We start from the raw sequence: 12,160 nt of genomic DNA on the forward strand, positions 1-12,160 counted from the left end.
TGTAGCGAATATTCTGATTTGGATGTGGATTTTCAAGAAGTGGTAACTTACACCGTTGCGGCTTGAGATTGGGAATATCTCCAAGGGGCAGTATTACCGCAGACTGGACAATTGCGATCGCGGTGAGAACGACGTTTAGCAAATTCCATTCTGTTTAAATCAATGGTTAGTAATTCTGATAACAGCGGTTGACTAAAACCAGTAATCAGCTTTACCGCTTCCAAAGCCGTCAAACAGGCCAAGGTCCCAGAAACAGCCCCCAGCACGGAAAAACCGCGTCGGTCCCAATCCGGCTTTTCTGGAAACAGACAAGATAAACAAGGGGTGACACCGGGAATAATCGTGGTCAGGTAAGCCTCCATACCGTCCATGGCTGCCTCTACCATGGGCTTGCGCCAGCGGACACAGGCTTCATTTAACAAATTGCGTTCAGTGAAATTATGAGCGCAATCCAAAGCCATATCCGCCGACTGTACCAACCCATCCACATTTTCTGCGGTAATGTAATCGTGAACTACATCCACTTGAACATCAGGATTGATGGCTTTGAGGGTTTCTTGGGCTTTAAATACTCTGGGTTTACCCACCCAGTCATCAGTCATCAAAACCTGACGATTCATATCATCCAGCCGCAAATCACCACCTCGGACTAGGATCAGCCGCCCAACGCCTGCTACTGTTAAGTAAAGCGCCGCTGTACCACCTAATCCACCCACACCTGACACTAAAACAGTCGCTGATTTTAGGCGCTTTTGAGCTAATTCACCAAAATTAGGAAGCATCATTTGGCGACTATAGCGTTCCAATTCGGTAGGCGTTAGGTTAATCACTTTTTAACTCCTAATCTGAGGTGATTTCTGTCAGGGTGACAACATTTTTGGGCTTATCATTAAATACCTTGAACAGCTTTTGTTCATGGGGTGTGGATTCTATAAACACCTGATAAGCTTGTTGCAAAGCAACACAATATTTCTCTAATCTTTCTTGGTTACTGAGTTGAGGATAACTATCATCAATTTGACTCATGAACTGAGAAAACTTTTTCAAAATATGTAAACGGTTGACATTTACAAATTTTTGGTCATAGGGTAGATTAAAAAAGATGAAAAACTCTTCGGCATCTACGAGGTTTTTAAATTCATCAATATTGGTACTCATTTAGAATTCTCCATTTTTTTGAGTTGTTGCTTGAGTCCATCTAACTGACAGTAGATTTCGTAAGTTTCCGCAGCAACATCCATCAGTTTTTGGTAATCTGTGGGTAGTCCTTCTGCTAAATCATGCAGATCCATTTTCATTTGACCTGCTTTGCTATTTAGCTTTTTAATCTTGGTTGTGATTTCCTCAATTGTCATATTTTTTGTCCTTTGTCATTGGTCAGTTGTCCTTTGTCCGTTGTTAGTTGTAATTTGCTATAGAAGAGAACAAATTTGCAAGTCTCCTCTAACTAATCACCACTAACCACTGACTACTGACCAATGACTAATTAAAGATTGCCTACTTCCGGGAAACGTTTGGCTAAATCAATGCCTTTTTCCACAAACTTTGTGCCTTCTTCGTCTAATTTCTCGAAAGAATCAAAACCAAAACGATGAGCATCACGCAAAGTTTTCACAGCTAATAATAAGCGTCCTGAAAATACTAAAGCCCAACCAAAACCCTCATGTCCTAATTCAATAACTACATTAGAAATGAGTCCAGTTTCCTTTTCAATGCTGGCAGCTACCGCTCGAAAAAAGGCATTTATACGGGAAATAGTGGCGGGGTCAACTTCACCTTCTACAGAAATTTCTCGTTTCTTTTGTTTAGTAACAATATAGGGTTTGAGGATTAATTCATCAGTCCAATTTCGGTAGAAACCATAACTATCTTGCGCCCGAATTTGTTGAACTAATGCTTTCAAAAAAGGAGGTAAAATAACCTCTAAATTGTTACCAGTTCCATTCACATTATTTGTACTCATACTGTTGCTTCGTTTTCAATTTCTTCAGCAAAACTAGGTTTTTTCTGTTGTAAAGCTTTTCGTAACCAAGGTGGAGGATTACCTTTGAGAGTTTTGACTAATTTATCGAGAATTTCTGCAATTTTTTCCTCTTCAGATTTAGCCTTAACTGGGGTTACACCTTTCTTAATTAAACGAGCCGCTGCACTACCACCAATAGCCACAACATAAACAATTGTGCAATCATTAAGTGCTTGAAGTTTAGGGGTAATTTTATCCTCATTACCATCTTCTTTTAGATCACCTTCAAATTTGAGAGTTTCTACAAATTCATAGCCGTTGTCGGAAATTTCATAAACATCTATTTCCTTAGCCCAGCCAAAGTGAGCATTAACATGAATTCTGTCAGTTGTCGTAAAAGCAATTTTCACTTTCATTTGTCCTTTATTGGTTGTCAGTTGTCAGTTGTCAGTTGTTAGTTGTTATTTGTTGATTACTGATGACCATTGGTTGATCATTGATGATTCTTCATGTTCTATAAATAGGTTTCCCATGCCGAAAAGAAGCTCAATAGTACCGCGATAGCCTACTTTGGTAAATAGACCATTTCCTAATCGGTCATAAATAGGAATGCCTAAACGATAGAGGGGAATAAAAAAGCGTTTAGAGATGGTATTTACGTGGGAATTACCAATCAATAAATCAGAACCTATTGCCAATTTTTCAAAATCTTCTAAATCGCCAATGGTGACATTTTTAATAGGAAGTTCTTGAAGTAAGGGAGAACGAGTTGTGGTGACAGCATGATGAATTTCTGCCCCCATTGATTGCAAAAATTTAACTATAGTCCATAATAAATCTGGTTCTAAAGCTAAAGATACTCGTTTAGCACTAAAATAAAAGTGAGTATCTAACATTGCATCTTGCAATTGACGACGTTGACGACGATATTTTTCAGGAACGGGATTTCCACTTAATAAAGATAATTTTTGCAGAAATTCATCTACAGGTTCTAATCCTATTAGATCTCTGAATACTTGATAGTTAGTTCCGAAGCGTTCTTCTAAAATTTTCGCCGCCTGGCGCATACTTTCACCTAAGGCTAAGGTAAAAGCTGAACTACCCAAGGAACGTAATTCTTTTAAAGTTGTTCCACTAGCAGTTATAGCACTATAACCATCTTCCAAATGTCCATCTAATGAAGCTCCTAAATCAGGAACAAATATGGGTTCTAGTCCGAAAGCTGTAACTATTTCTCGAATTTCTTGAACATCTCCAGGAGTGAGAGCAGCACCAGCTAAAATTGTGATTTGTTCTGGTTTAATTCCCCCTGCTTGAGGAATTTCCTTAACAATACTTTCTACTGCGACTGCAAAACCGTCTTGTAAAGCACCTTTAAAATCGGGAGTGGGAGCAAAAATAATGGCTAAATGATTAAGTTCGGGGTGACGTTCTCGAATATCTTTTAAAAAACGTTCAATATCATCACCTCTAGTTTCTGTTAGCCCAGTAGTGCATAAACCAATGATTTCTGGTTGTACTTTTTCTACTAAAGTGAGAATAGCTTGCTCGACATTTTCCTCACCACCCAAAATAGTAGTAACTTCTGTCATTGCAGTGGTCGCAAGGGGAATTGCTTCCCGAAAATGTCGAACTAAAACTACTTTTGCGAAGGCTGTACAACCCTGAGAACCATGAAATAAGGGCATAGTTCCCTTTAAACCCAAGAAAGCTAAAGAAGCGCCTAAAGCCTGACTTTGTTTGAGGGGGTTGACAGTCACAGACTTTTCTGGAACAATTGCGATCGCCATAATCTCAATAATCTCAATAATCTCAATAATCTCAATAATCTCAAAATAATTTGTCAGGAGTTCAGGAGTTCAGGAGGAAAATATTGATCTTTTACCTTTTAGCTTCTTACTGTCACCTGTCACCTATCACCTGTCACCTAAACTTCCCAAGGAGCGGGCTTGCGAATTTGCTCCCACACAGGACTATATAAAGCCTCAGTCAACTCCCGCGCCATTTCTACCATACCCACATAACCCGCGTAGGGATGATGACGTTCTTGGTTAATATCTAAAAAGGGAATTCTGGCTTTTAAAGCTGTATATTGATTTCTACCGCCAGCAATAAGCATATCTGCGTTAGTCTCTGCAATTAATTTCAGGAGTTCGGAAGCGTTTCCTTTCTCCAGCATAATACCATCATTACCCAACAAATTTTTAATTTTAGCTTTATCTTCTTCCGTACTTTTGCGGGTACTTGTGGCCACAACTTCAATTCCCAAATCTTTCGCAGCGGAAATAATTGACCAACTTTTCACACCACCAGTATAGAGAACAATGCGTTTTCCTTTTAATTTTTCTCGATAGGGAGCAAGTGCAATATCTAAGGCCGCTGTTTCTTCAACAATGAGTTTTTCTGTGCGTTCCTGTAAATCAGCATCACCTAATTTAGCCGCCACAGTTCGCAAACAACGGTTAATATCATTAATGCCATAAAATGACTCTTCAATGTAAGGAATACCGTAACGCTCCTCCATTTTTCGCGCCATATTTAAAAGCGCTCGTGAGCAGATCATGACATTTAATTTTGCCCGGTGAGCATAACGTACTTCTTGATAACGAGCATCACCTGTAATTTTTGATAAAACCCTAATTCCTAACTTTTCAAATAAGGGTAAAACTCCCCACATTTCCCCCGCAATGTTGTATTCACCTATTAAATTAATATCATACGGGGTAGTATATTCAGGTTCAGCAGTTCCCACTACATATTCTAGTAAAGCCTCACCACCAAAACGATTACCTAAGTTCTTACTACCAATGAATCCCGGAGCAATAACAGGAATGACAGGAGTTCCAATTTTTTCGGCTGCTACCTTACAAACTGCATCAATATCATCACCAATTAGGGCTGTAACGCAGGTGGCGTAAACAAAAATTGCCGCAGGGTTGTAGTTTTGATTAACTTCTAAAATCGCTTTATAAAGCTTTTTTTCACCGCCGAAAATTACATCATTTTCCCCAACATCGGTAGTAAAACCCGTTTTATAAAGCATTGGACCTGAAGACAAACTCCCACGACTTCCCCAGGAATTTCCAGCACAAGCGATCGGACCATGAACCAAATGAGCCGCATCAGTAATTGGGACTAAAGCAATCATCGCACCATCAAAAGCACAACCCCCTTGAGCCGCACCTGGTTGAGCTTGTTGGGTACAAGATTTATTCTTTTTTTCTCCCTGTTTTTTTTGATTATGTTCACATCCTGATTCATTGAGCAATTCGTTAATTTTACTTTGGGTGATTTTCATTTTTATTCTCGCAGTAGATAGAATTTATTAACAGTACAAATCTTGATGAAAGTCCATCATTAAAATGATGATTTACACAAAATTACAGCCAAATTCACATATTTAGACTACAGTTTAAATTAATATATTTCTTCCTTTGCGTCTGAGCGCGAAACAAGATTAACTTAATATTTACACAGATAAACCTGCAAAAAAGATATGTATTTATCTATATTTTCCAGAGTGGGATTTTCATAACATTGATTAACGCTAATCAAAAGAGATAATTTTTCTGGGAACTTATGGGAAAATTCATCTGTCAGGTAGATGAAAGGAACAAAGAGTAGGCTATTTAGGCTAATGGAATTGGAGATAGGGGAGAGGATTTTAGGGAATTTACCCAATTTCCTGTCCCCTTTGCTTATTTGCGACCGAAAGGAGGGGAAAATCCCACCCCTAGATAATTCTTAACGAACTAAGTCGTAGGAAATATCGGTTTGACCAGGAACATTGGTAGTACGGTCAATTTCTTCAAAGATTGTATTGACAATCCAGTTCAACAGGTTAATAACACCTTTATAACCAACAGTTGCGTAACGGTGGTAGTGGTGACGGTCCATGATAGGATAACCAATTCTCACCAAAGGTACACCACAATCACGCCATAAATACTTACCGTAGGAGTTACCAATTAATAGGTCTACGGGTTCGGTAAATAACAGGGAGCGTAAGTGCCACAAGTCTTTACCACCCCAGATTTTAGCGGACTTACCGAAGGCGCTAGAATCTAACAATGCTTGCAATTCTTTCTCAAATACTTCATTGGTGTTGTGAACCAAGATGTGTACTGGTTCAGCGCCCATTTCCAACATGAAACCAACTAAGCTGTAAACTAAGTCAGGATCACCATAGATAGCGAAACGCTTACCATGTAACCAAGCATGGGAGTCAGTCATCGCATCAACTGCACGACCACGTTCGATTTCTAACTCTTCAGGAATAGCCTTACCAGTCATTTCGCTGAGTTTCATCAAGAACTCGTCAGTTCCCTTGATACCCCAAGGACGAGAAACACAAACGTCTTGACCCCATTCCTTAGCAATGTATTCACGGGTCTTGGCTGTGGAGTAAGCTTGAAGAGCAATGGTAGCTTTACCGTTAATGGAATCTGCTGCATCTTCGAGCTTAGTACCACCTGGGTACATATTGTACGCACCATCATTAGGTGAGTCAACATAATCACTGTTGTCAGATAATAAGGTGTAGTCAAAACCGAATAGGTTAGCAATGCGCTTAACTTCGCGGTTGTTTTCTACGTAGGTATCAAAACCAGGAATAAAGTTGATTTTACCGTTGCTCTTGGCTTTCTTCTTACCTGCGGTTAAGGTAGAAAGGATTCCCTTCATCATGTTATCGTAACCAGTGATGTGAGAACCAACGAAGCTAGGAGTGTGAGCAAAAGGGACTGGGAAATCTTGAGGAACTGAACCAGCGTCTTTAGCGTTACCAATGAATGATTGTAAGTCATCACCGATAACTTCTGCCATACAGGTGGTGCAAACAGCAATCATCTTAGGATTGTATAGTTTGTAAGAGTTAGCCAAACCATCAATCATGTTTTGCAAACCACCGAATACAGCCGCGTCTTCTGTCATGGAAGAAGAAACACCCGCAAATGGTTCTTTGTAGTGACGGGTTAAGTGGGTACGGAAGTAAGCCACGCAACCTTGAGAACCTTGAACGAAGGGAAGAGTACCTTCAAAACCTACGGCCGCAAACATAGCGCCTAAAGGTTGACAACCCTTAGCTGGGTTAACGGTTAAAGCTTCCCGCGCAAAGTTCTTTTCCCGATATTCCCAGGTTTTTGTCCAGTCTGCTACCCGTTGTACTTCTTCGGAAGTGTGGCCATTTTCAAACTGTTTCTTGTTTTCAAACAGTTGTTGGTATTCTGGTTGGTGGAATAGCTCAACGTGATCCTGAATCTTTTCTGGATTCTGAGGCATTTTCTGTATCTCCTGCGGTGTATGATGTTTGCGTTTGGTGGAGAGTCGGAAATACCACTCAAGATTCAGAATGCAAAATTCAAAACTGAGAATTTTTAATTTTGAATCTTGAATTTCCAACTCTCCTGGGGTAAAACCCCAGATTTTTGTTCCCTAGACGGCCGCTTTAGCTTTAACTTTAGCTTGAGCTTTTTTGTTCCAGGGAGCGCCAATTAATCCCCAGGTTGGGCTGTTGAGCGCCAAGTCCATGTCACGAGCGAAAATGGCAAATCCGTCGTAACCGTGGTAAGGACCGGAGTATTTATTCTGCTGGTTTAATAGGTTTTAACTAGAAAAGTTGATGATTTCTGCAATGTCAGCGATAAACTATGTTTGCGGTTAACGCATTTATTTTTAGTCTCAATATAGTCTAAAAGTTTAAGAATTAAGTTTCGCGCAAAGACGCGGAGGAGCAAAGGCGCAAAGGATGAAAGAAAATCTATTATGGGAATTAAAACAGGTAAATCTGCGTTTGAAGTCTGCAAAAACCAGGGTAACAATCCGAGAATCAAATGGATGTCTGCAATTACGGGCAACTTTACCTATTAAACCAGGTGATGCAGATATCAACAACACAGGCAAAAAACAATATAACCTCAGTTTGAATATTCCAGCCAATTTAGATGGACTGAAAACTGCGGAGGAGGAGGCTTATGAATTAGGTAAGTTAATTGCGAGAAAAACTTTTATTTGGAATGATAAATATTTGGGAAATTTAGGAAATGACGGCATTAAAAAAGAGTTAATAACTATTGGTGAGTTATTAGCAAAGTTTGAAGATGAATATTTTAAAAGCCATAAACGCACTACTAAAAGTGAACATACTTTTTTCTATTATTTTTCCCGAATTAAACGTTATACAAATGCTGATGATTTGGCTAATGGGGAAAGTTTGATTAATGCAATTGAAAAAATAGATAAGGAATGGGCTAAATATAATGCTGTGAGGGCTATTTCTGTATTTTGTCAAGTTTTTAAAATTGAAATTAATTTAATTAATTATGCTAAAGTCCCTGAAAGTAATTCTCGCAATATTCCCACTGATAAACAAATAGTTACAGGATTTTACAAGTTTGATGAATATCTCAATCATCGCGGTAAGCAAGTTAATCAAGATGTCAAAGATAGTTGGCAATTATGGCGTTGGATCTATGGAATGTTGGCGGTTTTTGGGTTACGTCCCCGTGAGCTTTTTGTTAATCCTCATATTCATTGGTGGTTGAGTGATGAAAATATAGATTTAACTTGGAAGGTTGATCAAGATTGTAAAACTGGGGAAAGAGAAGCTTTACCTTTATATAAAGAATGGATTGATGAATTTGATTTAAGAAATCCTAAATATTTGCAAATGTTAGCGATCGCAATCAGTAAAAAAGACCAGAACAATCATGCAGAAATCACGGCTTTAATTCAAAGGGTGAGTTGGTGGTTTAGAAAAATTGGTTTGGATTTTAAACCCTATGATTTACGTCATGGTTGGGCAATTCGAGCGCATATTTTGGGCATTCCTATGAAAGCTGCGGCGGATAATTTGGGTCATAGTGTGCAGATTCATACGAAAACTTATCAACGTTGGTTTTCTTTAGATATGCGAAAATTAGCAATAAATCAGGCTTTGAATAAACGGAATGAAGTTGAGTTGATTAAGGATGAAAATACAGGGTTGAAAATGGAAAATGAACGGTTGAAGATTGAGGTGGAAAAGTTGAGAATGGAAATGGTTTATAAAAATAGTTAATTTCGCTTATTAATTGATATAAGCTGTACTGCATTTAATTTGTGTAATTATTTTGTGTAATTATAGCGGGCAAGACTTGTACTGAGCTTGGCCGAAGTATGCCTGCACTACAAGATTTAGCCTAGGATTCTACAATTTAGCTGGGTCACAGCTTACTTAGGAAAGAATATATAAGTATTGTTTAAGCTTGAATTAGGATGCGTAAATTAATCGCTAATAAGCACAAATACATATACTTCTTTAATCAATAGACATTGCTGATATAGATAATAAAATTATAAGCGAAACATAATTGATATTGGCATGATGCAACGCATAAATTTAACCATTTATTGTACTTTGCTTATTTTATTGTTAACCTTCCAGTGCCAATATCTTAACTGTTCGGATTAGTTCTTTGTTACTTAATCGTCCAATCAAAACTGAGTGTTTCATGCTGTACCTAGTCCTGACATTAAAGAAGAGATAATAGCTCAACACAGTCTCTAAAGACCTGATGACGAGTTTTTAGATCTTTTGTTCCTTGTCAAGAGAGGTTTTCAGAGCATGGTTGCTCGAGTTTTAGGTTAGACCCCCTGTGGGCATAAGAACCTGGTTTCTGGCCTGACAGGCAATGTAATTAAAAAACTGAACTGGCACGTAAAAACGACATCAACAGAAAAATTCTCAATATAATATGCCTACAACAACACTAGCCGGTTTCGCTGGCTTTCCTGCTGCAACCTACTCCAGTAGCTTCTTTTGGGACACATTTACATCCGGTAGTCAGATTACTGGTAACACCAATGGTGTCACCGTACCTTTGACTACTCTTGGTCTGCCTCTTGGTGGTTTCAGTTCCATGCAAGTTGGTAACAATGGCACTTACTGGTTTCAACCAGATAACGGTTATGGTCAAAAACCTAACAGTGCCGACTTTTTGTTACGTCTTTACCAAGTTGACCCAAGCTTAAAAGGAGCGGAAACTGGTGCAGATGGTAGTGTCCAGTTTTTGAACTTTATTCAATTCCGCGACCCAGACAAGAAGATTAACATTCCTAACTTCACTCTGGTTAACGAAAACACTGCTGAGAGAAACCTAACAGGTGGTGACTTTGATATCGAGTCATTCGTCTTTGATAAAGACGGCACAATCTGGGTGGGAGACGAGTTCGGTCCTTACCTATTGCGCTTTGATGCTACTGGTAAATTGCTAGAAGCTCCCATTGCTGTACCTAACGTCTTCGCTCCCCAAAACCCTGCTGTATTGGCTGGAAATGCCACTGCTAACTTAGGTTCTAGAGGGTTGGAAAGTACAGCAATCAATACCAGCAAGACCAAGCTCATCACCGCTTTGGAAGGTGTCGTTACTGGTGACAGTGCTACCAACGATGTTCTCCGTATCTACGAATTTGACTTAACCAGCAAAACCTTCGGCACACAATACAAATATAAACTGGAGAAGACTTCTAACTCCCAGTCAATCAATGACTTGACAGCTATCAATGATAATGAATACTTAGTCATTGAAAAAGACCGCTTAACTGGGGCTGCTGCTGAATTCAAAAGGATTTATAAAATTGACTTGACCCAGGTAGACGCCAATGGCTTTCTGATCAAGCAAGAAGTCGCTAACCTGTTAGACATTCAAGACCCCAATGACTTGAATGGTGATGGTTCAAACAGCTTTAAATTGCCATTCCAAAACGTTGAAGCTTTGACTATCGTTGACAAAAATACCATTCTGGTAACAAACGACAACGATTTTCCTTTCGTTGCCGGCAGCAGAACCCCCGGTCAAGTAGATGGAACTGAAGTCGCTCTATTGAGACTAGACACTCCTCTTAACATACCCAGAAGACTAAGCATCAGTGATGTAACTGCGGTAGAGGGATCAAATGCTGTGGTGACAGTGACTCTGAATGAAGCTAGTACTACTGCTGTAACAGTTAACTACGCTACCGCTGCTGGTACTGCTGCGACCACTGACTACAGTGCTAATACTGGTAGCACACTCAGCGGCACACTCACCTTTGCTCCAGGGCAGACCAGCAAGACTATCACCTTTAGGACTACATCTGATACAACTGCTGAAGCGGATGAAAGATTCACCGTTACATTAACTAACCCTGGTGGTGCAACTATCCCCTTCGTAACTGGCACAGTAACTATCACCGATACCGTTAGCTCTGCTGCTACTGCTACATTAGCGGCAACAAAAACAAACCTGACCCTAACTGGAACTGCCAATGTTAATGGTATAGGTAACGCTGGTAATAACACCGTTAGAGGTAACAGTGGTAATAACCAGCTTGATGGCGCTGCTGGTAATGACATCCTCATTGGTGGTGCTGGTAATGACACCCTCATTGGTGGTGCTGGTAATGACAGTCTTGATGGTGGTGCTGGTAATGATACTTATCGCTTCACTCTCGCTACACTAGGTAACGACATCATTAGGGATACCTCTGGTATAGATACCATTAGCTTTGATGGTGCTGCGGCTTCATTAGGTGCCACTGTGAATTTGGGTATCAACACTGCTCAAACCGTTGTGACTAATACACAAATCACATTAACTGCGATAGATGCCATTGAAAACGCCATTGGTGGTTTGGGTGCTGACCGTCTCACTGGTAATGCTCTTAACAACACCTTAACCGGTGGTGCTGGTAATGACACTCTTAATGGTGGTGCCGGTGATGACACCCTTGTTGGTGGTTTGGGTACTGACAGCTTAGTTGGTGGTGCTGGTAATGACCAGTTCGTATTCAATGGCACCGCAGCTTTCAGTGCCGCTGCAACTGGTAATGGTATAGACATCATCGCTGACTTTAGCGCTGGTGACAAGATCGCTTTGAGAAAAGCAGTATTTACGGCTGTAACCAGTGTTGCTGGTGCCGGATTTAGTGTGGCTTCAAACTTTGCCGTTGCTACAAGTGCGGCTAGTGCAGCAACAAGCAGCGCTCAAATTGTTTATGTCCTAGGTACAGGTACAAGTAACGGTGGCCTCTACTATAACCAAAATGGTGCTACTGCTGGTTTTGGTACCGGTGCTCAGTTTGCATCTATCGTTGGTACTCCTACTTTAGCTGCTAGTGATTTCATTGTTACTGTTTAATCTGGAGTTATTACTTACACTCGGATTTTTCACAAACAAT

At 39.9% G+C, this 12,160-nt stretch carries 11 protein-coding genes; 2 read left to right on the forward strand and 9 right to left on the reverse strand.

The window, feature by feature from the left end:
* Positions 1-47: 47 nt before the first annotated feature.
* From H6F62_RS14165 to H6F62_RS14205, 9 genes are all read right to left on the reverse strand, one after another.
* Positions 48-830, reverse strand: coding sequence for a HesA/MoeB/ThiF family protein (locus H6F62_RS14165; RefSeq protein ID WP_028089549.1), 783 nt, complete (start codon positions 828-830; stop codon positions 48-50).
* Positions 831-840: 10 nt separating this feature from the next.
* Positions 841-1,158, reverse strand: coding sequence for a nitrogenase-stabilizing/protective protein NifW (nifW, locus tag H6F62_RS14170; RefSeq protein ID WP_137908514.1), 318 nt, complete (start codon positions 1,156-1,158; stop codon positions 841-843).
* Entirely contained in the window at positions 1,155-1,355 is a 201-nt protein-coding gene (locus tag H6F62_RS14175; RefSeq protein WP_028084342.1) for a CCE_0567 family metalloprotein, read from the reverse strand. The genes nifW and H6F62_RS14175 overlap by 4 nt, the downstream gene beginning before the upstream one ends.
* Positions 1,356-1,486: 131 nt before the next feature.
* Positions 1,487-1,963, reverse strand: coding sequence for a NifX-associated nitrogen fixation protein (locus tag H6F62_RS14180; RefSeq protein WP_028084341.1), 477 nt, complete (start codon positions 1,961-1,963; stop codon positions 1,487-1,489).
* Positions 1,960-2,379, reverse strand: coding sequence for a nitrogen fixation protein NifX (nifX, locus tag H6F62_RS14185; RefSeq protein WP_035368007.1), 420 nt, complete (start codon positions 2,377-2,379; stop codon positions 1,960-1,962). Before nifX ends, H6F62_RS14180 begins: the two co-directional genes overlap by 4 nt.
* A gap of 45 nt (positions 2,380-2,424) precedes the next feature.
* Positions 2,425-3,753, reverse strand: coding sequence for a nitrogenase iron-molybdenum cofactor biosynthesis protein NifN (gene nifN, locus H6F62_RS14190; RefSeq protein WP_190372313.1), 1,329 nt, complete (start codon positions 3,751-3,753; stop codon positions 2,425-2,427).
* Between the two features lie 137 nt (positions 3,754-3,890).
* Positions 3,891-5,261, reverse strand: coding sequence for a nitrogenase iron-molybdenum cofactor biosynthesis protein NifE (nifE, locus tag H6F62_RS14195; protein WP_190372314.1), 1,371 nt, complete (start codon positions 5,259-5,261; stop codon positions 3,891-3,893).
* Positions 5,262-5,707: 446 nt separating this feature from the next.
* Positions 5,708-7,243 carry a nitrogenase molybdenum-iron protein subunit beta gene (nifK, locus tag H6F62_RS14200; protein WP_190372315.1) on the reverse strand — a complete coding sequence of 512 codons (1,536 nt, stop codon included), beginning with the start codon at positions 7,241-7,243 and terminating at the stop codon, positions 5,708-5,710.
* A gap of 153 nt (positions 7,244-7,396) precedes the next feature.
* On the reverse strand, positions 7,397-7,492 hold the full coding sequence (locus H6F62_RS14205) for a nitrogenase molybdenum-iron protein subunit alpha (RefSeq protein WP_199306435.1): 96 nt from the start codon (positions 7,490-7,492) through the stop codon (positions 7,397-7,399).
* A 217-nt stretch (positions 7,493-7,709) separates the two neighbouring features.
* Here H6F62_RS14205 and H6F62_RS14210 point away from each other — a divergent pair, with 217 nt between their 5' ends.
* Entirely contained in the window at positions 7,710-9,020 is a 1,311-nt protein-coding gene (locus H6F62_RS14210; protein WP_190372316.1) for a site-specific integrase, read from the forward strand.
* Between the two features lie 676 nt (positions 9,021-9,696).
* A complete protein-coding gene (locus tag H6F62_RS21240; RefSeq protein WP_190372317.1) occupies positions 9,697-12,120 on the forward strand; it encodes an esterase-like activity of phytase family protein in 2,424 nt (807 codons plus the stop codon).
* The last annotated feature ends 40 nt before the right edge of the window (positions 12,121-12,160 follow it).

Source organism: Anabaena sp. FACHB-1391, from assembly GCF_014696755.1.
Classification (GTDB): Bacteria; Cyanobacteriota; Cyanobacteriia; order Cyanobacteriales; family Nostocaceae; genus Dolichospermum; species Dolichospermum planctonicum.

Excerpts from the sequence above, each read along its gene's own strand:
- nifW (WP_137908514.1), bottom strand. The coding sequence starts at position 1,158 with ATGAGTACCAATATTGATGAATTTAAAAACCTCGTAGATGCCGAAGAG.
- H6F62_RS14175 (WP_028084342.1), bottom strand. The coding sequence starts at position 1,355 with ATGACAATTGAGGAAATCACAACCAAGATTAAAAAGCTAAATAGCAAA.
- H6F62_RS14180 (WP_028084341.1), bottom strand. The coding sequence starts at position 1,963 with ATGAGTACAAATAATGTGAATGGAACTGGTAACAATTTAGAGGTTATT.
- nifX (WP_035368007.1), bottom strand. The coding sequence starts at position 2,379 with ATGAAAGTGAAAATTGCTTTTACGACAACTGACAGAATTCATGTTAAT.
- nifN (WP_190372313.1), bottom strand. The coding sequence starts at position 3,753 with ATGGCGATCGCAATTGTTCCAGAAAAGTCTGTGACTGTCAACCCCCTC.
- nifE (WP_190372314.1), bottom strand. The coding sequence starts at position 5,261 with ATGAAAATCACCCAAAGTAAAATTAACGAATTGCTCAATGAATCAGGA.
- nifK (WP_190372315.1), bottom strand. The coding sequence starts at position 7,243 with ATGCCTCAGAATCCAGAAAAGATTCAGGATCACGTTGAGCTATTCCAC.
- H6F62_RS14205 (WP_199306435.1), bottom strand. The coding sequence starts at position 7,492 with ATGGACTTGGCGCTCAACAGCCCAACCTGGGGATTAATTGGCGCTCCC.
- H6F62_RS14210 (WP_190372316.1), top strand. The coding sequence starts at position 7,710 with ATGAAAGAAAATCTATTATGGGAATTAAAACAGGTAAATCTGCGTTTG.
- H6F62_RS21240 (WP_190372317.1), top strand. The coding sequence starts at position 9,697 with ATGCCTACAACAACACTAGCCGGTTTCGCTGGCTTTCCTGCTGCAACC.